Raw genomic sequence first — 24,322 nt, 5'->3', positions numbered from 1 at the left:
ATGCGCCGATATGTCCTCAAGCGGGTCGCACACGCCGTCTTCATCATGTGGCTCGTCGCCACAACGGTGTTCTTTGGTCTCCGAGCCATCCCGGGAGGACCGGTCTCGGCGATGCTTGGCCAGGAGTCGACGCCCGAGGCGGCGCAGGCCCTGCGCCAACAGTTGGGACTCAACGACCCGTGGTACGTGCAGTACAGCGACTGGATGGTCGATCTCGCGACGTTCGACTTCGGCCAGAGTTTAACGACGAGCCAGCCCGTCGCCGAACTCGTCATGCAGGCGGCCCCGCGGACGGCTTCCATCGGCGCGGTCGCCGTCGTCGTCGGTCTCGGCGTTGCCGTCCCGGCGGGAATCGTCAGCGCGACGCGGAAGCGCGAATCCGTGGACTATCTCGCCACCGTGGCGGCGTTTCTCGGACTGTCGATGCCCGCGTTCTTCGTCGGCATCCTGCTCGCGCTCGTCTTCGGCGTCTGGTTGGACCTGTTACCCGTCTTCGGGTACACGCCGCTCGCTGAGGGCGTCGCCCCGTGGCTCGAGAGCATCCTCCTGCCCGGGGTTGCCGTGGGGCTTCCCTACGGCGCGGTCGTCATGCGGATGATGCGTTCGTCGCTCTTGGAGGTCCTGGATGAACCGTACATGAAGACCGCTCTCGCAAAGGGCGTCGGGTCACGGGTGCGCCTCTACAAACACGCCCTGCAGAACGCACTCATCCCCGTCGTCACCGTCGCAGGTATCCAACTCGCGCTCGTGCTCGTCGGGAGCGTCACGGTTGAGCTCGTTTTCGGCATTCAGGGACTCGGTCGTCTGCTCGTCGACTCGATGCTTGACCGAAACTACCCGGTGACGCAGGTCGTCATCCTGCTTGTCTCCGCCGTGTTGGTCTTTACGAACCTCGCGGTCGACCTGGCGTACACTGCTATCGACCCGCGCATCCGCTACGGAGGTGAATCGGCGTGAACACCGAATTCGGCGAGAACCGCGGCACCTACGGCCCCGGCGAGGTCCCGCCCGAGTACGAACAGTCGGCGGTCGCCGAGGAGTTCACCACTACCCGCCAGCGCCTCGTCGAGGGCGTCCTCGGCGACCGGATGGCGCTGTTCGGTGCCGTCGTTATTCTCCTGTTTATCCTCACTGCCGCCTTCGCCCCCTACATCGCACCCTACGGTGAAGAACAGACCTTCGGCTTCATGAAAGAGCCGTTGTCGTCGTCACAGGGCGACTTCGACGGCGACGGCGAACTCGAACAGGCCTTCCATCCGCTCGGGACCGACTCGTTCGGCCACGATATCCTGACGCGGCTCATCTACGGCGCGCAGGTCTCCTTACTCGTCGCCTTGGCGACGCTGGCGGTCGCATTCACCTTCGGGACCGCTATTGGCATCCTCGCGGGCTACCACGGGGGATGGGTGGACAGCCTGCTGATGCGCTACGTAGACTTCCAGTGGGCGTTCCCCGAACTCATCCTCGGGGTCGCAATCATCGCCCTCTCGGGGGGGTTGGGCGTCGTCAACGTCGTCATCGCCATCGGCATCGCCTATATCGACGACTTCGCCCGGCTCATCCGCGGCGAGGTCCTCTCAATCCGCGAAGAAGAGTACATCATGGCTGCCCAAACGGTCGGGATGTCCGACGTGCGCATCATGACGAAAGAGATTCTGCCGAACGCCGTCGCCCCACTTATTGTGCAGGCGACGCTGATGCTCCCGCTTGCAATCCTCGCGGAAGCGGGGTTGTCGTTCCTCGGTCTCGGTGTCAGGCCGACGACCCCGACGTGGGGGCTTCTCCTCTCGGACGGCCGGCAGTTCATCAGTGAGGCGTGGTGGATATCGGTCATGCCCGGCCTCGCCATCATGCTGACCGTCCTCGCGTTCAACATGTTCGGCGATGGCCTTCGAGACGCCTTCGATATCGACGAAGGAGAGGTGGAAGCGCGATGAACACGATGGACTCGGTTGACACCAGTGCAGAGGCAACTTCCGCGGCCGAATCGGATGCGACGAGCCTCCTCGAAGTTGCGGGACTGCGCACGCAGTTCCCGACCTCACGGGGGACCGTCATCGCCGTCGACGACGTCAATTTGACAGTCGAACGCGGCGAAATCGTCGGTCTCGTCGGCGAGTCGGGTAGCGGAAAGAGCGTCTTCGCTCAGAGTATCATGGGCATCGTCGACCACCCCGGCGAAATCGTCGGCGGCGATATCCGACTTGACGGCGAATCGCTGCTCGATAAGTCAGACGCGGCGCTCGAAGCACTCCGCGGCGGTCGCCTTTCGATGATTTTCCAAGACCCGATGAACAGCCTCAACCCGACGTTGACAGTCGGCGAGCAGATCGCTGAGACGGTCCGTCTCCACCAGGACGTCGGTGAGTCGGTGTCGCTACCGGCCGAATTGAAACGCAAACTGCTCGGCGCGACGAAGAACAGCGAGGCGTGGCGACGTGCCATCGAGATGCTCGAAGCGGTCGAGATTCCGGAGGCAGAAAGCCGTGCGGGCGACTACCCCCACGAGTTCTCCGGTGGGATGCGCCAGCGGGCGATGATCGCCATGGCGCTTTCCTGCGAACCGGACCTGCTTATCGCCGACGAACCGACCACCGCGCTTGACGTGACCGTGCAGGCGCAAATCCTCGACGAACTGCGTGACCTAAAAGACGAGTTTGACACTTCCATCCTCATAATCACGCACGACCTCGCGGTCGTCTCGGAGGTGTGTGACCGCGTCGCCGTCATGTACGCCGGTGAAATCGTCGAGCAGGCCGACGCCCGCGAACTGTTCGACAACCCGCGGCATCCATACACGCAGGGGCTCATCGCCAGCACGCCGCGGCTCGACGCACCGAACGACCGACTAACACCGATCGAGGGCAACGTGCCGGACCTCATCGACATCCCCTACGCGTGTCACTTCGCGCCGCGGTGTCCCGAGGCCGAACGCGAGTGTTTCGAGATTGCCCCCGATTTCCGCCCGGTCGGCGAGGATGGCCACGAGGCCGCCTGTCTCCGGCGTGGTCCCACGGAGGAGCAGCTATGAGCGGCACCAAGCAGACGAGCGACGGTCCTCCTGCCGAGGCGGCCGGTGGCGAGGTCGTCCTCGAAGCCAGCGGCGTAAAGAAACACTTCGCGCAGGCCGACGGACTCCTCGACAGACTGCTCGGCGAAAACGCGTCGGTGAAGGCGGTCGACGGGGTTGACCTCACTGTCCACGAAGGCGAGACGGTCGCCGTCGTCGGCGAGTCCGGATGCGGGAAGTCGACGCTTGGCCGGACGCTCTTGCAACACTACGACGCGACCGCGGGTAGCGTTCGCTACCGTGGGACGGAACTGACCGACCTCTCGGACCGCGAGATGCGGGCACATCGCCGGAACGTCCAGATGGTGTTTCAGGACCCGCTGGCGTCGCTCAACCCGAGACAGACCGTCGGTCAGATACTCAAAGCGCCGATGGAGGTCCACGGAATCGGCGACAGCGACGCAGAGCGGACCGAGATAGCCAGCGATCTGCTCGAACGCGTCGGGTTGAAGGCTAACCAACTGGAGCGGTATCCGAAGCAGTTCTCGGGCGGCCAGCAACAGCGCATCGGCATCGCCCGCGCGCTGACGCTGGAGCCAGACCTCATCGTCGCCGACGAGCCCGTCTCGGCGCTCGACGTCTCGGTACAGGCACAGATTCTCAACCTCTTACAGGAGTTACAGGACGAGCTGAATCTCTCGTTGATTTTCATCACGCACGACCTCTCGGTCGTCCGTTACTTGGCGGACCGAGTCGCCGTGATGTACCTCGGTGAGCTCGTCGAGACCGCGCCAACCGACGACCTGTTCGATAACCCCCAACACCCGTACACGGAGTCGCTCCTGTCGGCGGTACCGCGCATCGACCCGACTGCTCGGACCGACCGCATCCTGTTGGAGGGGTCGGTTCCCAGCCCCCTCCATCCGCCCTCTGGATGCCGGTTCCACACGCGCTGTCCGAAGGTCGTACCGCCGGCCGACTGGGCGGGGTCTGAGGAGGCGTTCCGTCGGGCGTTCCGCTACCGGACGCGACTCGTCGCGGGCGAGGTAGACCCCGCGGCGGCGCGCGAGCGCCTTCGGGCCGAGGGCGAACCGACCGACGACAACCGCGTCGTCGACCACCTCATCGAGGGGGTGCTCGGGGAGACACGCGCGCACCTCCCGGCCGACGCGGTGACTGCCATCGACGAGGCGACCACTGCGGCCGTCGCGGGCAACGACGAACGCGCGGCCCGACTGGTCGAAGCGGCGTTTCCCTCACCGTGTGCGGGCGAGACGCCCGAGACGGTCACCGTCGATGACGCGCACACCGCGGCGTGTCACCGGATAGAGTAATCCCCGCGTTGGGTTCTCGTTCGGTTTTCACGACGTTTCACTCGCCGAGTGGGACGTCGTTCCAGAGCGGCGGTACACTCAGTCGAAGATGCGTGACTTTTTGGCTTCGGTGAACTGTTCGCTCGCCTCGCGGGCGGCTTCGTACACCCGCCTAAGCTCCGCGACCGGTGTCTCGTGTTCGTCGACCCGCAGGTCGTGATAGATGGTCGTCTCGGGGGCTTTGACTTTCAGCGCCGCGGAGGTGTGGCCGCGCTTGTCGCCGCCGGTCTCTTTGCCCGCTTCGAGTGCCGCGACGAGACGCTCGCCGACCCGTCCCTCGGTCGACCGATAGGCGTCGACAGCGGCCGACAGCGTCTGGTCGTTCGCGAGCATGTTGCCCGCGGCGGTGATGCCCGCTTCCTCGTGGACCTCGTGGCCGAACCAGCCGTCGCACTCCTCGCCGGAATGGGCGAAGGCCACGCCCCGATAGTCGAGGCCGTGGACCTGTCGGAGGTCGCTGTGGCTGTCACGCGCGAGCAGGCCAGCCAGCGCGTCGCTGACCGCGAGGTCCGAGAGCAACTCGATACCTCGGCGGCCGAGTCGAACGTTGACGAAGCTTTGGGTACTGATGACTCCCTCGTGGGAGATGCAAGGGGCGAGCGCACCGACAGCGGGTGCGTCAGTCGCGACGGCGACGCCGAAGACCGTGCCGTCGTCCGTCTCCTCGCGGACACAGATTGAGAACGTCATATTCTTCTCTGTGTGGCGAGCGGGGCTATAACGGCACCCAAATAGATTCGGTGTTCGGTATTAGAGGCTGTATTTGCTCCATTATGCTATATGGTAGATCTGGATACATACCACTCTCGCCGGTCGACAGTGTACGGCCAGCGGGGCGTCGTCTCGACGAGTCAGCCGCTGGCGGCGCAGGCAGGTATCGAAATCCTCAGACGGGGTGGCAACGCCTTCGACGCCGCCGTCGCAACCGCCGCCGTATTGAACGTCGTCGAGCCGACGAGCACCGGTCTCGGCGGCGATGTCTTCGGCCTCTACCGCACCGCCGACGGCGACGTGGGCGCGATGCGTAGCTGTGGCGGCGCGCCAGCGGAGGCGACGCTCAACAACGTCCGTCGGGCCGTCGCCGAGGAGGAAGACGTTGAGCCCGCCGAGGCCGAGATGCCCGACGTCGGCCCGCATACCGTCACTGTTCCCGGCACCGCCCGCGGCTGGAAGACCACCGTCGAAGAACTCGGCCGACTGACGCTCTCTGAGGTCCTTCAGCCCGCAATCAACTACGCGAACGAGGGCTACCCCGTCACCGAGATTATCGCTAGCCACTGGGGCTACGCGGAGGAGTTGTTCACCGACGACCACGCCCGAGAGGCCTACCTCTTGAACGACCGCGCGCCGAAGACCGGCGAGACGATGCGGTTCCCGAAGCTTGGCGCAACATTGGAGACCATCGCCGCGGAGGGCGCAGATGTCGTCTACGAGGGCGAGATTGCAGAGCAGATTGCCGCGGAGGTCCAGTCGAAAGGCGGGTTTCTCACGGTGGGTGACCTCGCCGCGTTCGAACCGGAGTTCCTCGACCCCGTGAGTACGACGTACAACGGCGTCGAGGTGTTCGAACTACCGCCGAACAACCAGGGACTCATCGCTCTGGAGGCGCTCAACATCGCGCAGGCTCGCAAGGCAGGTGAACACGGTCTCCACACGGTCGAACGCGTCCACGAGTTCGCCGAGTCGATGCGGCTGGCCTTCCACGACGGCCACCGTTACATCACGGACCCCGAATACGAGACGATTCCCCCGCTGAACTCGACTGACTACGCCGAGGAGCGCGCGGCGGAAATCGGCGACGAACGCATGTCGGACGTCTCCTTCGGCGTCCCGAGCGCCAACGCCGAGGACGCCGACACCGTCCTCCTCTGTGTCGCCGACGACGAGGGCAACGTCGTCTCGTACATCAACTCCCGGTTCGCCGGATTCGGTAGCGGCCTCGTCGCCGGCGACACCGGTATCGCGCTCCAGAACCGCGGTAGTTCCTTCTCGCTCGATGCCGACCACCCGAACGTCCTCGAACCGGGCAAGCGGCCGTTCCACACGCTTATCCCGACGGTCGCCCGCCTCGGCGAAGACGACTGGGCCGCCTTTGGCGTCATGGGTGGCTACATGCAGCCACAGGGCCACGTACAGGTCATCTCGAACCTCGTCGACTACGATATGAGCCTGCAGGAGGCGCTCGACGAACCGCGCTGGCGCTACCGAGAGGATGGCACTATCGCCGTCGAGGAACAGATGGCCGCGGGAATTCCGACGAAACTCGTTCGGAAGGGCCACGACGTGCGCATCCTCGAAGGACTCCAGTTCGGCGGCGCGCAGATCGTTCGCAACGACAACGGTACCCTTTCGGGAGCGACAGACCCGCGTAAAGACGGGCTGACCGTCGGCTACTGATGGCTGGTGACACTGGCTCGTCGTCGCCGGCCGCCGAGAACGGAGACGCCCCCGATTACGACGCGCGGGCACGCGAGGAACTGGGCTTCTCGCGGTGGTGGCTCGTCGTCGCCGCCGCGCTGGCGATGGCCGTCGTCAGCCCCTATCAGTACGTCTGGTCGTCCATCGAAGGGCCGATGGCTCGGGACCTCGGAATCCCGCTCACACAGCTCGGATTCGTCTTCACGCTGTTCGTCATCGTCCAGTCGGGGTCGCAGTTCCCCGTCGGCTGGTGGCGCGACGAACACGGCCCGCGGCTCCTGACGCTCGCGGCCGCGGTGCTCGCCGGCGGTGCATACTATCTGTTGTCGTACGCGACGGCGGTCTGGCAACTCTACTTGCTGTACTCGCTGGGTGCCCTCGGTGTTGGCGTCGTCTACACCGTCTCGGTCAACACGGCGCTGAAGTGGTTCCCCGACCGGAAGGGACTCACCACGGGCGTCGGGACGATGGCCTTCGCCGCGGGCGCGGCGCTGTTCATCCCGTACGTTCGCGCCAACGCGACGACCGGCGCGTACAACGCCGTGCTCCAGCGGATGGGACTGGTCATTGGGGCGGGCATCCTCATCGCCGCGGTCGTCTTACGCGACCCCCCACAGTCCTGGTTCGACGCGCGGCGGGGAGACCAAGAGTCCGAAGTTGAAGCAGACGGGAGCGACACGACGAGCGTCCGCGACTACCACTGGCGTGAGATGCTCCGGACGTGGCAGTTCTGGTTGATGTACGGAATGTTCGTAGCCGTCAGCGGCGCGGGACTGATGCTGACTGCGAAGGTCGTCTCGTTCGCGCAGACAGTCGGACTTGACGCTGCCACCATCACCGCGGCGGCGACGCTACTCCCGGTGGCGGGGGGCGTCGGCCGCCTCGTCATGGGCGAACTTTCTGACCGGCTCAACCGTCGGATGGCGATGGCCGCCTCCTTTTGCCTCTGCGGGCTGGGTCTTTTCGCCGTCGTCGCCTTCGGACAGACCGGGACGACCGTCGGCTTCCTCACAGCCGTCGTCATCGCGACGTTCTTCTGGAGTCCTCAGTACACGCTCTTTCCGAGCATCGTCGCCGACTACTACGGCGAAGAGAACTCCTCTGCGAACTATGCACTTCTCTACTCCGGCAAGATGTGGGGCGGCGTCTTCGGCGGCGCGGTGGCCGCTTGGGTCGTGACACAAGTCGGCTGGCCGATGACCTTCCGGCTCGGCGGGGTGCTCGCGTTCCTCGCCGGTGTGGCCGCACTGGCGCTACGTGAACCGGGGCCGGCCGGAGACGACCCACTGCGAACGGCAGCTAGCGTCGACGACGACTGACCGCGAACACCTAACAGGACCGGGGCTCCCATCCACCCTCATCTGCCGACCCGCGGGGACCGCGGCGTCGATGACGCCGGACTATTTCGACTGCGAATGAACCCCGCTTACGCCTTTCGCCCGACTGTCGTCGGTCTCAACTGTCGGCCTCAGCGAAATCGACGCCCGTAATCTCGAATCGTGCCCCGCCATCGTCCGATTCGGTGACACTGACCGTCCAGCCGTGGGCCTCTGCGACCTGCTTGACGATGGCGAGACCGAAGCCGGTCCCCGAGTGAGACGTGGTGTACCCGGCCTCGAAGACCGTGTCGCGGTGGTCGGCCGAGATGCCGTCGCCGTCGTCGGCGACGTAGAAGCCGTTCGGGAGGTCGCCGACCGTCACCGTCACGTTCGGGCCGCCGTGCTCGACCGAGTTACGGACGAGGTTCTCGATGAGTTGCTGGAGCCGGCTTCGGTCGGCGACGACGGCCGTCGTCAGGTCGTTTCGGAGGTCGGCGTCCGCCGTCTCGACGGTCCGCCAGCAGTCGGCGACGAGCGATGACAGCACCACGGTTTCGCAGTCGCCGACGTCGTCGCCGTCGCGGGCGAGCGTCAGCAGGTCGTCGATGAGGTCACCGATGCGGTCGAGCGCCTCCGCGGCGGTGGCGAGTCGGTCGCTGTTGTGTTCCTCGCGCGCCAGTTGAACGTTGCCGGTGGCGACGTTCAGCGGGTTCCGAAGGTCGTGGCTGACGACGCTGGCGAACTCGTTCAGCCGCTCGTTCTGCCGCTGGAGTTGTCGTTCGCGCTCCCGCTGTTCGGTCGTGTCGCGGTACATCCAGAGGTGGCCGGTCCCCTCGGGCAGTTCGATTGGTTCGTAGCTTCGGGCGAGCGTCCGGCCGCCCGCCAGTTCGACCGACTCTGAGTAGACGGGTTCGGACTCGGATATCAGTTCGTCGACGCGCTCGACGAAGCCCTCGGGGTCGGTGGTGAGTTCGCCGGCCTCCCGTGCCAGTTTTTGACAGTCTGCGTCGACAAGGTCCGCGGGTGACCCCGGGATGTCGAACAGTTCGAGCAGTCGGTCGTTGACGGCGAGGACGGTCCGGTCGCTGTTCTCGGCGAGGACGCCGACCGGGAGCGCCCCGACGAGCGTCGAAAGCAGGGTGTTGGTGCGTTCGAGTTCGTCTTCGTGACGGACGCGCTCGGAGATGTCGCGGCTGATGGCGACGAAGCGGTCCTCGCCGGCGAGGTCGAGCCGGCGGACGTGAACCTCGACCGGGAACGTCGAGCCGTCCTTGCGGGTGTAGACGCCCTCAGTCCGCCGTCTGTCGCCCTGCCCCATGTCGTTCCAGATGGCCGTCGTTCGCTCGGGGTCCAGCGTCTGGTCCAGGTCCCAGACCTTCATCGCGGTGAGTTCCGCGGCGCTGTAACCGGTCGCCTCGCACAGTTGCGGGTTCGGGTCGAGGATGTCGCCGTCGACGTTGTGGACGTTAATCATGTCGGGCGACTCCTCGAAGAGCGCGGTGAGCCGCGCCGTCGTCTCCCGGAGTCGCGCCTCGCGCTCGATGCGCTCGGTCACGTCCTGAAACAGCGAGAAGACCGCGACGACCTCGCCGTCGTCGTCGGTGACGACGCGGTTGTGCCACTCGCAGTGGATGTGTTCGCCGTCCTTTCGGACGTTCTCGTCGACGCTGTGGTAGCCGCCGGCGTCCGTGGCGAGCTGGTCCGTGATGGCGTCGACGTTGTCGTAACTGTCCTCCGTGACGATGGCCCTCCAGGTGTGGCCGCGCAGTTCCGCCTCGGAGTAGCCGAGAATATCTTCCGCACGCTCGTTGAGGCCGACGATGCGGAAGTCGCTGTCGTACTCGAGGACGCCGAGGGGCGACTGCTCGATGAAAAGCGAGAGCCGTTGCTCGCTGGTTTTGAGAGCGGCCCGCGAGCGGTACTGCTCGACGGCGTTCTCGATGCGGTTGGCGAGGACGGTGTATTGGCTGGTCCCGTGTTCCTTCTGGAGGTAGTCGGTGACGCCCGCGGAGATGGCGTCGCCCGCGACTTCCTCGCTTCCCTTCCCCGTATAGAGGATAAACGGGAGGTCGGGGTCGTCCTCGCGGACGGCGTCGAGGAAGTCGAGACCGTCGAGGCTGGGCATGTCGTAGTCCGAGACGACGCAGTCGAACTCCTCGTCGGCAAGTCGGTCGAGTCCCGCCGCCACCGACGTCTCGGTCTCGACTCGGAACCGACCGTGCGCTCGTTCGAGGAACGCCGCCGCCAACTCCACGAAGGCTCTGTCGTCGTCGACGTGTAGGACGGCCACCCCGTTCACCGTCTCACTCATAGCTATTCTTCATGAGAGTTCGACGGGAGATACTTAACCGTGACTGGCCCGGTCGGTCGGAGACGCGCGACTCCCTCGCCTCGATGAACCGTTCGCTTGACTCGCGGGGGTCTCGGATATCCGGGCGAGTTCCGCGACCGCCGTCTCGTGTCCGTCGCCCCGAGGACCGGGGCAGACGGTCGTCCCGCTTGCGCGAGCGGTCGAACTCTCACCCCCGAGCGAGAGACGTACCAACGGCTATCGACCACGAATCAAAATTATCACAACACAAATATTTCTTTAGAAAGATAATTTAAGTGATTACTATACGTCTTGGTTTTCTTTCAGGGGCCGTGAAACCGGTGATTGAGGTGGACTCCCGAGAGCGATGCGGTCTACACACCCACGTGTGGCCGATTCCATCGATACCGTTGATGAGACGACTCCCACGGGATGGTTTATTCCAACTGCAACTGTCGCATGAACCTCCTCGCGAACAGACGTGTGGATAAAACCGGACTCGTGACGGTCTCTGTCGCGGCAGATAGTCGGTACTGATACCCACCGAGCAGAATCAGCAGAATCGCGGTCTCGACGGCTGTGGACCCGAAGAACGGCCGTCTTAGTGTCGCTGGTCTCCGGCGACGTTCGGGTGGTGGGACGGCGCTTGACGCCAATATTATCAGATACCAGTATTATATCTGTAATTGAATGCTTGGGGTCGACTACTCGGCGACCGAGTCGGTGGCACGGCACGTGCGCCACTCTCAGTTGTCACCGCTCTCGTTCGCCGCTTACTCGACTCGTGATTCGCCCTGTCTGTGGTCGGGCGTCCGAGAGTCGAGGGCGACATCCCCGTACAACTATACTGATTGCCACCAATCAGCATGGACGATGCGCGCAGTAACTTTCACCACTCCCGGTGAGCCACTCGAAATTCGGGAGGTTGACGAACCGGAACTAGACGAGACGGGTGTCGTCGTGGAGACGGAGGCGTGTGGAATCTGTCGAAGCGACTGGCACGCGTGGCAGGGAGACCCACTCTGGGAGTCCCGGAACTTCGACGACGGACACGTCTTCGGTCACGAACCGGCCGGCGTCGTCGTCGAGGTCGGCGGCGAGGTCGAGCACGTCCGCGAAGGCGACCGGGTGACGGTCCCCTTCAACCTCGGTGACGGGACGTGTCCGTCCTGTCGCTCGGGTCGCTCGAACATCTGCGACAACCGGGTCCCGCTCGGACTCGCGCCCGAATCCCAGGGGGCCTTCGCCGAACGGTTCTACGTGCCGTGGGCGGATTACAACGTCGTCCACCTCCCGGACAGCGTCTCGTCGGTCGAGATGGCCGGCCTCGGCTGTCGGTTCATGACGTCGTTTCACGCCCTCGTCCACCGTGCAGACGTCACCCCGGGGGATTGGGTGGTCGTCTACGGCTGTGGAGGTGTCGGCCTGTCCGCCGTACATATCGCCGACGCGCTCGGGGCCAACGTCGTCGCCGTCGACCTCTTCGACGAGAAACTGTCGTTTGCGAGCGAACTGGGCGCCGACGAAACGCTCAATGCGAACGATATCGCCGACGTCCCGTCGGCGGTGAGAGCGCTGACAGACGGCGGTGCTCACGTCTCCGTTGACGCCCTCGGAATCGCCGAAACGTGCCAGAACGCGGTCGAAAGCCTCCGAAAGAGAGGTCAGCACGTGCAAGTCGGACTCACGTCGAACGAGGAGGGCGGTGAGGTCGCGCTCCCGACAGACCGGATAGTACTCAACGAACTCCAGTTCATCGGTGCGGTCGGGATGCCTCGACCGCGGTACGACGAAATCTTCAGAATGATGGACCGTGGTGCGCTCGACCCGGCCGCAGTGATATCCGAGACGGTGTCGCTCGACCAGACTCCCGAGATACTCGCTTCGATGACGGACTTCGACACCGTCGGTATCCCAGTGATCGACGAGTTCTGACGGCGGAGCGCGAAACGAGGTGCTGGCAAACGCGCCCTCCGTCCTCGCATCGACAGCCCGAACCCCTTCGACGGCCCGAATCGGTTACTCTGGAATGCCGTATACCTCCCGAGACCAATCTCGTTCGAGCGTATCGTAGACCGGTCGCTTCCGGTCCAGCCCGTCGATACGCCGTTGGTCTTCCGTATCGAGCTCCCAGTCGAACAGCGTACTGTTCTCCGCGATGTGAGTCGCGGAACTCGATTTCGGCAGGACGACGACGTCCTTCTCGACGGCCCACTTGAGAACGATTTGCGCGGGAGATTTGTCGTACGTCTCTGCGATGGCCTGAATCGTCGAATCTTGGAGCACCTCCGTCCGTCCGAGCGGTGCGGCCGCTTCGACGGCCACTCCGTTCGACTGGCAGTAGTCGACCAAATCGCGCCGCTGGAACCAAGGATGGAACTCGATCTGATTGACGGCGATGGGGACGTCGGTGATATGCAACGCGTTACTAAGCTGATAGCCGCTGAAGTTGGAGACGCCGACGTTGCGAACCTTTCCGTCGTCGGAGAGCGCCTTCATCGCGTCGAGCGTCTCTCGGAGCGAAATCGACGGGTTTGGCCAGTGAATCAGATACAAATCGAGATAGTCGGTGCCGAGTCTCTCGAGTGAGTTCTCACACGACTCGATGACGCTCCCGTAGTTGAGATTCGCCGGCAGTACCTTCGACGTGAGAAACAGGTCTTCTCGGTCGTAGTCCGCGAGCGTTTCACCGATTTCGCGCTCGTTTCGATACCCTTCGGCCGTGTCGACGTGGGTGTAGTTCCCGTCGAGTGCGGCGCGAACAGCCGCGCGAACGGTCGCTCCATCGATATCCCACGTTCCGAGGCCGACCTTCGGGAGGTCGTCTCCGCTTGGAAGCTTGACAGTCAAACTCGTCATCGGACCATACATTCGTCCGCCATCGTATCAATCTACCCCAGGGCGTGGAGACGAGAACGAACGCAGTTTCGGTCAGTGCGAGTCGGGAGGCGGCTCCCCACGGTCCGTATCTGTTCCGGGGAGGCGACGCCGGGGGCGTGTCGACGGCGAAAGAGTTTACTTGCCGATACGGAAGATACGACGTATGGTACCATCTCTGCCACCAATCGGGCTCGGAACGTGGGAAAACGACGACCCGACGCAGTGCGCCCGCTCGGTCCGGACCGCCATCGAACTGGGGTACAGACACGTCGACACCGCAGAACACTACGGGAACGAATCAGCCGTCGGCGACGGCATTGCGACGGCCGACGTGCCTCGTGACGAGCTGTTTCTCGCCACGAAAGTCCACCCGATAAGCGGTGGGCTGACTCACGACGAAGTCCTCGAAGAGGCCGAAGCGAGCATGGACCGACTCGGCGTCGACTATCTCGACCTCCTGTACGTCCACTGGCCGGTCGGGGAGTACGAGGCCGACGAGACCCTCGGCGCGTTCGAACACCTCGTCGAGGCGGACCGCGTCCGACACATCGGCGTGTCGAACTTCGACGTCGGTCTCCTCGACGAGGCCCGCGAAGTCCTCGAATCACCGCTTTTCGCACATCAAGTGGAGATGCACCCGTTTCTCCCGCAACGAGAGCTCGTCGAAGACGCACAGCGACGCGATTACACGCTCGTCGCGTACTCGCCGCTCGCACGCGGCGCGGCGCTCGCGAACCCGGTTATCTGTGACATCGCGGAACAGTACGAGACGTCGCCCGCCCAAGTGTGTCTCGCGTGGGTGACGAGCCACGAGAACGTCGTCGCCGTTCCGAAAGCCACCTCACGCGCCCACCTCGAAGACAACCTCGGTGCCGCCGCGCTCGAACTGGACGACGAAGACATCGCCCGCATCGACGACATCGACCGGCGCACGCGCTTCGTCGAGCGCGACGGTGCGCCGTGGCAATGAGTCCTCCGACGGTCTCCTCAGTGCTAGTGAGAAACGGCAGGCACGGAGCCGGCGGCCTCGTCGTCGGGAGCGTCGACTCCCCCGACTAACGGCGACGCCAATCGGGCGACTCCCTCGTACCCCACCCCGGAGAGCCGTCGGTCTCTCGAAGGGAGACGCGGGACGGCCGTCCGAGAGCTAGTCCGGAGGCGGTGGCGCGCCGGCGAGTCGGTGTGCGACGAGAGCAAACGTGCTCGCTGTTCATCGCGAGTCCATCGAGGGCTGTATTACAGGTTTACTCGTGTAATCATTCGCGGATTTCGGCGGCTCGCGTTCGGCGATAGTAAACCGGGGTACGGTGAGCGGCGGCCATGCAGGGGATTCACAGCTACGGTTCGGTCTGGTAGCCCGGTGAACGGCGCTATCGACGCCGCCGCGTCACTTCGTGCGACTGTTCAGTTGTGTCGAACGTGACTCGAACGCCCGAACACGGGGGACTTGTTAAGTCCATCCCGAACGAGACGCTCGTATGGACGTTCAATCGATGACGGACGACGGGGAGGAGGTACTCGACGGGGTCCACCTCGCACAGCTCGCCGCGGGGCGTCAGGGCAGTGTTCAACACTTCCGTATCGAGTCGGGGGCGCTCGTCGGAACGCACAGCCACGAACACGAGCAGATTGGATGGGTGTCGTCGGGGGAGTTGCTGTTCACGGTCGACGGCGAAGAGTACCTCGTCGGGCCGAACACCTCCTACGTCATTCCCGGTGGGGTCCCGCACTCGGCCGAGAACCGCGGCGAGGTCGACGCCGTCGGTATCGAAGTGTTCTCACCGCCGCGGTTGACACCGCCGTGGGAAGGTGACGACGAATAAACGGGGCTCATACCCGAAACTGACTGACCCCCGCGGACGAAACCCCGTGAGCTGGGGTGCAACGCCGGACCACCGTCGCTCCCGTCACGTCGTTATCCGCCGCTCTGAGCATCTACCAGTAATAATATGCATAGTTTTTTGTATGTGCTTGTGCCATAGGTTCTCGTATGGCATCCAATACGGATGACGATAGCCCAAGCCGTAGAGATATTTTGAAATACGGAGGTCTCGCCGGCCTCGCCAGCCTCGCCGGCTGTATGGGCGGCGGTGGCAGTCCCAGCGGGGGAAGTGGTGGCGGAGGTACCAGTGGCGGCGAGTCCAGCGGATTCATGGAGCAAGCCCGTTCAATCGGCTTCACAGACAACTGGGAGGACCGTCGACTGACGACACTCGACGAGTGGCCACTCGAACAGCGACAGGCGATACCCGATGATGGCCAGCTCGCCGATTCGAGCGCGTGGGCCGAGTCGGAGGCCGTCCAGTCGGCTCCGTGGAGTCCCCCGGAGGGCTGGGACGAAACGGCGGCCGGGGAGATCGACGAGATTCAACTCCTCAACTTCGGTTCACTGGAGTACGACCCGGGGACTGCGGCGGCACACGGCATGTTCGAGGACCGCACCGGCATCACGATAAACCCCCTCGAAATCACCGTCGATCAGGCGATTCCGAAGGAGACGGCGTTCCTGCAGGCCGGTGAGGGAGAACCCGAGGGGTTCCAAGTCGTCGTGGCCGACTCGCTGTCGTCGTTCGCACAGGCGGGCCACCTCCAAGCGGTCGACCCGCTTTTCGGCGACGACTCGATGTGGGAGCCGATTCAGCCCGTGGCCCAGCAGACGATCAATTACGACGGAAACCTCTGGGGCGGTCCCGCCTATCTCGAAGGCGACTTGGTCCACGTCAACGTCGGGATGCTCGAAGACCAGGGCGTCGACCAGGCCGTCATCGACAAAATCACGAACGGCGAGTGGTCGTGGGACGACCTCGAGACGTGCATGGAGGCGTTCGAGGGCACTGATGCGTACGCGTGGGCGTACCGGGGCGCATCGCGTACGTACACGATGCGCGACTTCAACAAGCACTACTACCAGGCCGGCGGCGAATTCGTCAACGACGACGGTTCGGTCACGGTCAACGACGAGGCCGGCTACTACGCGCTCGGAAAGATGGTCGAGTGGCTGGACAACGGCTGGGTGCCTGAATCCGTGGTCAACTTCGGGCAGGGCGACCTGGCCGACGGCTTCACCTCCGAACAGTTCGCGATGGTCCCCGTGTACGGCGACCTGACCGGACAGGCCAAGAACCAACTCGGCGACGACTACACGCCGACGCTCACTCCCGAGGGCGGTTCCGACGCTCCGAACCCGACCCGCGCCGGTCTCGCGTCACCGAACGTGATGGCCATCAACTCGAACGCCTCCGACGCGGCCAAACTGGCCGCGATGGTGTACCTCGACGCGCGAATCTCCCAGCCCACCGCGTGGTGGGAGTTCGTCGTCGAGGGGAACCAGTCGTGGCACAAGCGCGTGTACGACGAAGCGGCCGAGACGGGTGCCGCGCTCTACCCCGAGATTCGCGGTCAACAGGCCAATCTCAACAAGACCGAGGTGTTCCCGCAACAGCGCTCTATCAAACAGCGCATCAGTCAGGAGTGTCAGCAGGCCATCGCCGGATCGAAGTCCCCGGAGGAGGCGCTGGACGCCGCGCAGGAATTCATCAACACGGTCCTCGGCCAGTAACTAACGGGGCTGAATCTCAGTTACCATGTCCCTCGAATCAGAAACCAGCTTCACAATACCCGAGACGAAATACGAGAAGATACGGTATCGGGCCTCCCAGTTCGCAAACGACCACATTCTCCTGGTCTTGCTGGGCCCCGCGATACTGGCAATTACGGCCATCTTCGTCTACCCCGTCTTCTATCTCTTTCGGCAGTCGCTGTACCTGACAATCCCGGGTTCGGTCGAGCGGTTCGTCGGGATTCAAAACTTCGTCACCATGTTCCAGCGGGCGTCGTTCTGGGATTACTTCCTGAACACGCTCATCTACTCGTTCGGTTCGCTGGTGATTAGCCTCGGAACCGGTCTCGTCATCGCACTGGCGATTAACCACGTGACCCACTCGAAGCTCCGAGACGTCTACTCGACGCTTTTGATGTTCTCTTGGGCGATTCCGCTCGCGGTCGTCGCCCTCATCTGGAAGTGGATGTTCACCGGCAACCAACTCGGATTCTTCAACATGGCGTTGATGGACCTCGGTCTCATCTCGTCTCCCATCTCCTGGTTGGCGACCCAGCAGTTCGCCATGCTCGCCGTCACGCTGACGGACGCGTGGGCTCGGATGCCGTTCGCGATGTTGCTCCTGTTGGCCGGGTTGCAGTCCATCCCGGAACACATGTACGACGCGGCGAAAGTCGACGGCGCGACGACGTTCCAGACCTTCCGCGCTATCACCGTTCAGTATCTCCGCCCCTACATCGCCATCGTCGCACTGATAAACTGGATGTTCGCGTTCCGCGCGTTCGCGGTGGTGTTCCCCATGACGAAGGGCGGTCCCGGAACGTCCACGACCATCTTCAGCATTCACATCTACCGCGAGGGGATGATTAACTTCAACTACGGCTACGCGTCGGCAGTCGCGGTGTTCATCATCGGGATTACGCTCGTCGTCGCGACGTTCTACGTTACCAAGGTTATGGGAGGGATGGAAGAATGAGCAACGCAGACGAAGGCTACGAACGACTCAGCTACGAGACGCGACAGGGGTTCTGGGACCTACTGGAAAGCCCGAAAGTCATCCACTTCGTGCTTGCCATCGCCGTCCTGACCGTCATCGTTCCCATCTTCTGGGAGGTACTGACCTCGCTCAAGACCAACGAGGCGGTTTACAACCTCACCTACTTCCCGCGGAACCCGACGCTCTCGTCGTACTACGAGGTGCTCATCGGGGAGAGCTACTGGAGGGCAGTGGTGAACAGCGTCATCATCTCGACGGCGACGACTATCGCCGTCATCATCCTTGCTGTGCCGGCCGGATACGCGTTCAGTCGATACCGGTTCCGGGGCGACAACGTCCTGTTCATCGGGGTGTTGTTCTCCCGCCTGTTCCCGCCTATCGGCCTGATCGTTCCCTACTACCAGATCATGTCGTGGCTCGGCCTGTTGAACTCGCTTCCGGGTATCATCATCGCGCAGGTCTACCTGTGGTTGCCGCTTATGATATACATCATGCGGAACTTCTTCATGTCGATTCCGACGGACCTCGACGAGTCTGCGCGGGTCGACGGCTGCACGCAACTCCAAGCGTTCCGGAAGATCGCGCTCCCACTGGCGCTTCCGGGCGTGGCCGCGAGCGCAATCCTGACGTTCCTGTACTCGTGGCGAGAGTTCCTGTTCTCGCTTATCGTCACAACGGACCTCAAATCGATGCCGATTTCGGTGGCGGTCTACCAGTTCGTCGGCGACGTCTCGGTGCAGTGGGCGTCGCTGGCCGCGGCGAGTGTCATCGCAATCGTCCCCACCATCCTCGTCGTGGTGTTCTTCCAGCGATACATCGTCAGTGGACTGACGGCCGGAGCACTGAAAGAATGAGTAACCAAAACCAAACAACGACAATGAGTGATTCGGAATCGAGGCCGGTTGAAACGCCGGACACGAAAGACGGTACCGCCGGTGCAAACGAAGACATCAACGTCCAAATCGAAGGCGTGACGAAGGTCTTTGGGGACCAAGAAAGCGACGAAATCGTCGCCGTCGAGGACCTCAATATCGACATCCGTCGAGGTGAGTTCCTCGTGTTCGTCGGGCCCTCTGGGTGCGGCAAGACCACGTCACTGCGGATGGTCGCGGGGTTAGAGACCCCGACGGAGGGCCGCATCCGTATCGAAGACGAGGACGTGACGGGGTACGACCCCCGTGAGCGGGGCATCGCGATGGTGTTCCAGAACTACGCGCTCTACCCGCACATGACGGTCGCGGAGAACATGTCGTTCCCCCTTCGGATTCGGAACTACCCGGACGACGAAATCGAGACTCGGGTCACCGAGGCCGCGGATCTCCTGGAAATCGACGACCTCCTCGACCGGAAGCCGTCACAGCTCTCCGGCGGCCAGCAACAGCGCGTCGCGCTCGGTCGCGCCATCGTCCGCGAGCCGTCGGTGTTCCTGATGGACGAGCCGCTTTCGAACCTCGACGCGAAGCTCCGCGTCCAGATGCGGACAGAGCTCAACGAGATTCACCAGCGCGTCGGGAAGACGACGATTTACGTCACCCACGACCAGGCGGAGGCGATGACGCTCGGCGACCGCGTCGTCGTGCTCAACGACGGGAAGCTCCAGCAGATCGGCCCGCCGCAGTATCTCTACGACAACCCCGTAAACCGGTTCGTCGCCGGGTTCATCGGAGAGCCGCCGATGAACTTCCTCCCGGTGTCGATACGGAAGGAAGACGACGGCTATACGGCCGTCGGGGAGTTCTTCGAGTTCGGCCTCCCGACGGACGTCGAGCGGGCGGTCGACGAGTGGGACGGCTCCCTCGATAGCCTCACGCTCGGCGTGCGTCCCGAGGACCTGAGCGACCTGTCGGTCCTCGACGAGGACGAGTACACCGAAAACAGCACCCTCGACGCGCAGGTGAAAGTCGTCGAGCCGATGGGTTCGGACAAGTTCCTCACGGTGACGTCGAAGACCGACGAGGACACGGAGTTCAGCGCCCGCGTCGCGCCCGAGAGCAGTGTCGAGCCGGGCGAGCCCATCTCGCTTTCGGCCACGCTCGACAAGATTCACCTGTTCGACGACGAGACCGGCCAGAACATCACTTACTGAGCGTCGCCGGTTCTTCTCAGGCGGGTGTTTCACTCGCGGTCCACCGCTGGAGGGTGCGCCCCCAACGACGGGCACGGCGGCGACAGAGTCACCGATACCAGTCGCGCGCACCGACCGCCGCACCCGCCGCACTCGCCGTACTCCCCGTATCCTTCGTACCCCTGTACTCTCCGTACTCAGCGCGACCGTCCGGCATCGACATAAGCACCGCCGAGTCCCATGACAACAATTATCATTTCCGTCCCGCATGGTACTGCTATGGCTACCGGTACTATCGGAGAGTTCGAACGGTCGCTCACAGACGTCGGTGTCGAGTTGACGCGTGCGACCCCCGCGACGTTTTCCGAGACCCTCACGAGCGTCGTCGACGAGCCGGCCGTCGGAACCCCGCTCGGGTTCGACGGTGTCTCGCTGAAAGACACGCCCGTAACGACGGAACTCACGCCGAGAGACCTCACCGAAGCGCAGACCGGCGTCACGCCGATCGGGCGCGCCATCGCGCAGTACGGGACGCTCGTCGTCGAGTCGAACACCGCCGGGAACGAACCCGTCTCGCTCTACCCGCCGACCCACGTCGGCGTCGTCCGCGAGAGCGATGTCCTCGCGGACGTGACCGAGGCGATGCCGCACCTCGCCGAGCGGTTTTCCGACGGCGGCTCGGTCGTCTTCGCCACCGGTGCGAGCGCGACCGGTGATATGGGCGCACTCGTGAAAGGCGTCCACGGGCCGAAAACGGTGCGCGTGGTCCTCGTGGAGGGACTATGAGCCTCGAAGACCGCCGGGAGAAGGCGAGGCACATCCGTCATCTGCTGGAGACCGAAGGCGGCGCGATTCGAGAGAACACGACCGTGTTCAACGAAGACCGGTACGACGTCTCCGAGAGCTTCGACGACTACGAGGACCTCCGCAGTCGAGCGCGCCGAATCAAGGAAGACGCAATCGACCGATTACCGGAGCTCATCGACCGGCTCCGCGAGAGCGTCGAAGCCAACGGCGGAGAGCTCTACGTCGCCGACGACGCGGCGGACGCCAATCGCTACATCGAAGGCGTCGTCGACGACGAAAACGCCGAGACCGTGGTGAAATCGAAGTCGATGACGACCGAGGAGTTGGACGTCAACGACCACCTCGAAAGCGTCGGCGTCGACGTCTGGGAGACCGACCTCGGCGAGTTCGTGCTTCAGGTCGCAGACGAGTCGCCGTCGCATCTCGTCGGCCCGTCGCTCCACCGCTCACAGGAAGACGTCGCTCGACTGTTCAACGAGCGGTTCGACCCGGCGGAGCCGTTCGAGACGGCAGAAGAGCTCACGGCGTTCGCGCGGGACTATCTCGGAGAACACATCCGCTCTGCGGACGTGGGGATGACCGGTGCGAACTTCGTCCTCGCGGATTCGGGCACGATTACGCTCGTCACGAACGAGGGGAACGCCCGCAAGACCGCGGTGACCCCCAATACGCACATCGCGGTCGCGGGCGTCGAGAAAGTCATCCCGAGCGCCGACGAACTCCAACCCTTCGTCGAACTCATCGCGAAGGCGGCGACGGGGCAACCCATCTCCCAGTACGTCACGATGCTCACCCCGCCCGTGGAGTCGCCGACCATCGACTTCGCTCGGCCGACCGAACCGCTCGGGTCGGGCGACGACGACAGGGAGTTCCACCTCGTCCTCGTGGACAACGGCCTGATGGCGATGCGAGAAGACGAGCATCTCGAAGAGACGCTCTACTGTATCCGGTGTGGTGCGTGCGCGAACTCCTGTGCGAACTTCCAGCACGTCGGCGGGCACGCGTTCGGCGGCGAGACCTACACCGGCGGTATCGCAACGGGGTGGGAAGCCGGCGTTCACGGACAGGACTCGGCGGCGACGTTCAACGACCTCTGTACGGGGTGTTCGCGCTGTGCGGACGCCTGCCCCGTCAAAATCGATATCCCGTGGATAAACACGGTCGTCCGCGACAGAATCAACAACGAGTCGGACGGGGCCGCCTTCGACTTCCTCGTCGAGGGGTTGACTCCGGATGCGGAGCCCGGGAGCCTCGACGTTCAGAAGCGTCTCTTCGGGAACTTCGGGACGCTCGCACGGGTCGGCTCGGCGACGGCACCGCTCTCGAACCGACTCGCGGAACTCGGACCGGTGCGGTCGGCGATGGAGCGGTTCTTCGGCGTCGACGCCCGGCGCGCCCTCCCGACGTTCGAGCGGGAGACGCTCACCGACTGGTTCGCCGCCCGCGACTCGCCGGACAACGACGGGCGCGAGGTCGTCGTCTACCCCGACGCGTACACCAACTACGTGCTCGTGAACCGGGGCAAAGCGACAGTAAGGACGCTCGAAGCGCTGGGCGCGCAGGTCGAACTCGCGACGCCGCAGGAGAGTGGTCGGGCACCGCTCTCGCAGGGGATGATACGGACCGCAACTCGGCGAGCGTCCGCGGTTGCCGCCGACCTGACGACGTACATCGACGACGGGTTCGACGTCGCGGTCATCGAGCCCTCGGACCTCGCCGCGTTCCGCCGAGAGTACGGGAAGCTCCTCGACGAGGAGACCCACGAGCGACTCGCAGAGAACTCCTACGACGTCATGGAGTACGTCTACGGCTTACTCAACGCCGGAGCCGACGCGGGCGTGCTCGCCGAGCCGTCGGAGCCGCTGGCGTACCACAGCCACTGCCAGCAACGCACCCTCGGCGTCGAGACGTACACCGAAGCCGTCCTGACGGAACTCGGCTTCGACCTCCTCACCTCGGACGTCGAGTGCTGTGGGATGGCGGGGAGCTTCGGCTACAAAAGCGAGTACTACGAGCTCAGCATGGACGTCGGGAGCGACCTCGAAGCGCAGTTCGCAGACGAGACCGACCGCACGCTCGTCGCGAGCGGGACCTCCTGTACCGAACAGCTCGGCGACCTGTTCGAACGAGACGTCGTCCATCCGGTCGAGCTCATCGCACCCGACGGGTGAAGTAGACAGGCGCGGACGCTCACTCCCGCGGAGCGGTCACCCACGGTCTCTCGGGGGTGTCCGCGGCGGCTCCCCCGCGGAAGATTATTGACAGTGGCCCGCGACCATCACGACGATGCCTCACTCGAAGTACGAGCATCTCGTAACGGAGATGAACGCAGGAGTCGGCTGGCGAAACCTCGCGGACGACGGACTGTCCCGCGACCCGACGCGCGACGTCGAGATTACGGCCGTCGAGTGCCGAGTGCTCGGCGGGAACTTCCCGTGGAACCTCGTGACCGTCGAGACGGACGCCGGCGTCCGCGGATACGGTGAAGCGTTCGCCGGGCCGGTCAGCGAACACGTCGAGTTCCTGGAGAACGGCCTCGTCGGCGAGAACCCCTACGACGTCGAGCGCCTCACCGAGCACATGACCCAGATGCTGTCCGGACTCGCCGGGGGCGAGGGCTACTCGCAGGCGGCGGTGTCCGGTATCGAAACCGCCCTCTGGGACGCCGTCGGGAAGCTCACCGGCCTCCCCGTCTATCAGTTGCTCGGCGGGAAGTTCCGCGACTCGGTCGCCATCTACTGTGACTGCCACGCGGGCGAACACCTCGGCGAAGGTGACGACGACCCCCACGAAACGTACGACCCGGCCGTGTACGCCGATGTCGCCGAAGCGGTCGTCGGCGAAGGGTTCGACGCGCTGAAGTTCGACCTCGACGTCGCGCCGGGGAACGCCGACACGGCGACGCGGCGGCTCACGAACGCCGCCGTCCAACACAAGGTCGATATCGCGGACGCGATTCGGGAGCGAATCGGGGCGGAGCCGACGCTCGCGTTCGACTTCCACTGGAGTTTCACCGTCGAGACGGCCCTTCGACTCGCGCGCAAGCTCGAACCGTACGACCTCGCGTGGATAGAAGACCCCGTCCCGCCGGAGAGCGCCGACGCTCATCGGCGCGTCACGGCGGGGACGACGACCCCAATCCTCGCGGGGGAGAATCTCGTTCGCACGGAGGGGTTCCTCCCGTTTTTCGAGGCGGGCGCAATCGATATTGCGGCGCCTGACATCCAGAAGTGCGGCGGGCTGAGCGAGTTCCGGAAGATTGCGACCGTCGCCGACGCGTACGACGTGCCGATCACCCCGCACAACGTCGCGAGTCCGGTCGGAACCATGGCGTCCGTCCACGCCTGTGCGACGGTTCCCAACGCGTTCGCGCTCGAATACCACGCCCGCGACGTCGACTGGTGGGACGACCTGCACGCGGGCGGTCCACTCATCGAAGACGGTGAGATTGCGGTTCCCGAGCGGCCGGGCCTCGGCATCGACCTCGACGTCGGGGAAGTAAACGACCGACTCGCCGCCGGAGAAGAACCGCTGGAAGCGGAGGGCTGACGGCGGCAGACTTTTCTTCGAATGTACGAATGTA

Annotated in this window: 19 protein-coding genes; 16 read left to right on the top strand and 3 right to left on the bottom strand. The window is 64.1% G+C overall.

Annotated elements, in window-relative coordinates; translation table 11 throughout:
• Genes ACFQI8_RS15105 through ACFQI8_RS15090 form a run of 4 tightly spaced genes read left to right on the top strand, consistent with a single transcriptional unit; the run spans window position 1 to window position 4,344 of the window.
• Window positions 1–957 (top strand): ABC transporter permease, encoded by a 957-nt coding sequence (locus ACFQI8_RS15105; RefSeq protein ID WP_390246205.1) that lies wholly within the window; start codon window positions 1–3, stop codon window positions 955–957.
• Window positions 954–1,937: an ABC transporter permease gene (locus tag ACFQI8_RS15100; RefSeq protein ID WP_390246203.1), complete on the top strand. Its 984-nt coding sequence runs from the start codon at window positions 954–956 to the stop codon at window positions 1,935–1,937. Before ACFQI8_RS15105 ends, ACFQI8_RS15100 begins: the two co-directional genes overlap by 4 nt.
• Window positions 1,934–3,031, top strand: coding sequence for an ABC transporter ATP-binding protein (locus ACFQI8_RS15095; RefSeq protein WP_390246201.1), 1,098 nt, complete (start codon window positions 1,934–1,936; stop codon window positions 3,029–3,031). Before ACFQI8_RS15100 ends, ACFQI8_RS15095 begins: the two co-directional genes overlap by 4 nt.
• Window positions 3,028–4,344: an ABC transporter ATP-binding protein gene (locus ACFQI8_RS15090; protein ID WP_390246199.1), complete on the top strand. Its 1,317-nt coding sequence runs from the start codon at window positions 3,028–3,030 to the stop codon at window positions 4,342–4,344. Before ACFQI8_RS15095 ends, ACFQI8_RS15090 begins: the two co-directional genes overlap by 4 nt.
• A gap of 78 nt (window positions 4,345–4,422) precedes the next feature.
• On the opposite strand, the gene ACFQI8_RS15085 is transcribed toward ACFQI8_RS15090, so the two are convergent.
• Entirely contained in the window at window positions 4,423–5,073 is a 651-nt protein-coding gene (locus ACFQI8_RS15085; protein ID WP_390246197.1) for a DUF1028 domain-containing protein, read from the bottom strand.
• A gap of 90 nt (window positions 5,074–5,163) precedes the next feature.
• Between ACFQI8_RS15085 and ACFQI8_RS15080 the strand changes: the two genes are divergently transcribed.
• Entirely contained in the window at window positions 5,164–6,780 is a 1,617-nt protein-coding gene (locus tag ACFQI8_RS15080; protein WP_390246195.1) for a gamma-glutamyltransferase family protein, read from the top strand.
• Complete coding sequence (locus ACFQI8_RS15075; protein WP_390246193.1) at window positions 6,780–8,120, top strand: OFA family MFS transporter; 1,341 nt, start codon at window positions 6,780–6,782, stop codon at window positions 8,118–8,120. Before ACFQI8_RS15080 ends, ACFQI8_RS15075 begins: the two co-directional genes overlap by 1 nt.
• A gap of 136 nt (window positions 8,121–8,256) precedes the next feature.
• Here the strand turns inward: ACFQI8_RS15075 and ACFQI8_RS15070 are convergent, their stop codons facing one another.
• The gene (locus ACFQI8_RS15070; RefSeq protein ID WP_390246191.1) at window positions 8,257–10,431 is read right to left on the bottom strand and encodes a PAS domain S-box protein; all 2,175 of its coding nucleotides are present in this window, start codon (window positions 10,429–10,431) and stop codon (window positions 8,257–8,259) included.
• A gap of 873 nt (window positions 10,432–11,304) precedes the next feature.
• On the opposite strand from ACFQI8_RS15070, the gene ACFQI8_RS15065 reads away from it, so the two are divergent.
• The gene (locus tag ACFQI8_RS15065; protein WP_390246189.1) at window positions 11,305–12,366 is read left to right on the top strand and encodes a zinc-dependent alcohol dehydrogenase family protein; all 1,062 of its coding nucleotides are present in this window, start codon (window positions 11,305–11,307) and stop codon (window positions 12,364–12,366) included.
• An 84-nt stretch (window positions 12,367–12,450) separates the two neighbouring features.
• Here ACFQI8_RS15065 and ACFQI8_RS15060 read toward each other — a convergent pair whose 3' ends face one another.
• Window positions 12,451–13,290: an aldo/keto reductase gene (locus ACFQI8_RS15060; RefSeq protein ID WP_390246187.1), complete on the bottom strand. Its 840-nt coding sequence runs from the start codon at window positions 13,288–13,290 to the stop codon at window positions 12,451–12,453.
• Between the two features lie 184 nt (window positions 13,291–13,474).
• On the opposite strand from ACFQI8_RS15060, the gene ACFQI8_RS15055 reads away from it, so the two are divergent.
• The 9 genes from ACFQI8_RS15055 to ACFQI8_RS15015 all read left to right on the top strand — a co-directional run bounded on the left by ACFQI8_RS15055 (window position 13,475) and on the right by ACFQI8_RS15015 (window position 24,288).
• Window positions 13,475–14,281 (top strand): aldo/keto reductase, encoded by an 807-nt coding sequence (locus ACFQI8_RS15055; RefSeq protein WP_390246185.1) that lies wholly within the window; start codon window positions 13,475–13,477, stop codon window positions 14,279–14,281.
• Window positions 14,282–14,789: 508 nt separating this feature from the next.
• Window positions 14,790–15,134 carry a cupin domain-containing protein gene (locus ACFQI8_RS15050; RefSeq protein ID WP_390246183.1) on the top strand — a complete coding sequence of 115 codons (345 nt, stop codon included), beginning with the start codon at window positions 14,790–14,792 and terminating at the stop codon, window positions 15,132–15,134.
• Window positions 15,135–15,346: 212 nt separating this feature from the next.
• Window positions 15,347–16,870 (top strand): ABC transporter substrate-binding protein, encoded by a 1,524-nt coding sequence (locus tag ACFQI8_RS15045; RefSeq protein ID WP_390246181.1) that lies wholly within the window; start codon window positions 15,347–15,349, stop codon window positions 16,868–16,870.
• A 25-nt stretch (window positions 16,871–16,895) separates the two neighbouring features.
• Complete coding sequence (locus ACFQI8_RS15040) at window positions 16,896–17,846, top strand: carbohydrate ABC transporter permease (RefSeq protein WP_390246179.1); 951 nt, start codon at window positions 16,896–16,898, stop codon at window positions 17,844–17,846.
• Window positions 17,843–18,721 (top strand): carbohydrate ABC transporter permease, encoded by an 879-nt coding sequence (locus ACFQI8_RS15035; protein WP_390246177.1) that lies wholly within the window; start codon window positions 17,843–17,845, stop codon window positions 18,719–18,721. The genes ACFQI8_RS15040 and ACFQI8_RS15035 overlap by 4 nt, the downstream gene beginning before the upstream one ends.
• A 23-nt stretch (window positions 18,722–18,744) precedes the next feature.
• Complete coding sequence (locus ACFQI8_RS15030; RefSeq protein ID WP_390246175.1) at window positions 18,745–19,953, top strand: ABC transporter ATP-binding protein; 1,209 nt, start codon at window positions 18,745–18,747, stop codon at window positions 19,951–19,953.
• A gap of 258 nt (window positions 19,954–20,211) precedes the next feature.
• Window positions 20,212–20,718 carry an LUD domain-containing protein gene (locus ACFQI8_RS15025; RefSeq protein WP_390246173.1) on the top strand — a complete coding sequence of 169 codons (507 nt, stop codon included), beginning with the start codon at window positions 20,212–20,214 and terminating at the stop codon, window positions 20,716–20,718.
• Complete coding sequence (locus tag ACFQI8_RS15020; RefSeq protein WP_390246171.1) at window positions 20,715–22,910, top strand: LUD domain-containing protein; 2,196 nt, start codon at window positions 20,715–20,717, stop codon at window positions 22,908–22,910. Before ACFQI8_RS15025 ends, ACFQI8_RS15020 begins: the two co-directional genes overlap by 4 nt.
• Before the next feature lie 115 nt (window positions 22,911–23,025).
• Window positions 23,026–24,288 carry a mandelate racemase/muconate lactonizing enzyme family protein gene (locus tag ACFQI8_RS15015; protein ID WP_390246169.1) on the top strand — a complete coding sequence of 421 codons (1,263 nt, stop codon included), beginning with the start codon at window positions 23,026–23,028 and terminating at the stop codon, window positions 24,286–24,288.
• Window positions 24,289–24,322: the final 34 nt, after the last annotated feature.

The sequence above is a fragment of the Haloferax chudinovii genome (assembly GCF_042663345.1).
GTDB classification, from domain to species: domain Archaea; phylum Halobacteriota; class Halobacteria; order Halobacteriales; family Haloferacaceae; genus Haloferax; species Haloferax chudinovii.
This window is presented reverse-complemented; position numbering and strand designations above follow the sequence as displayed.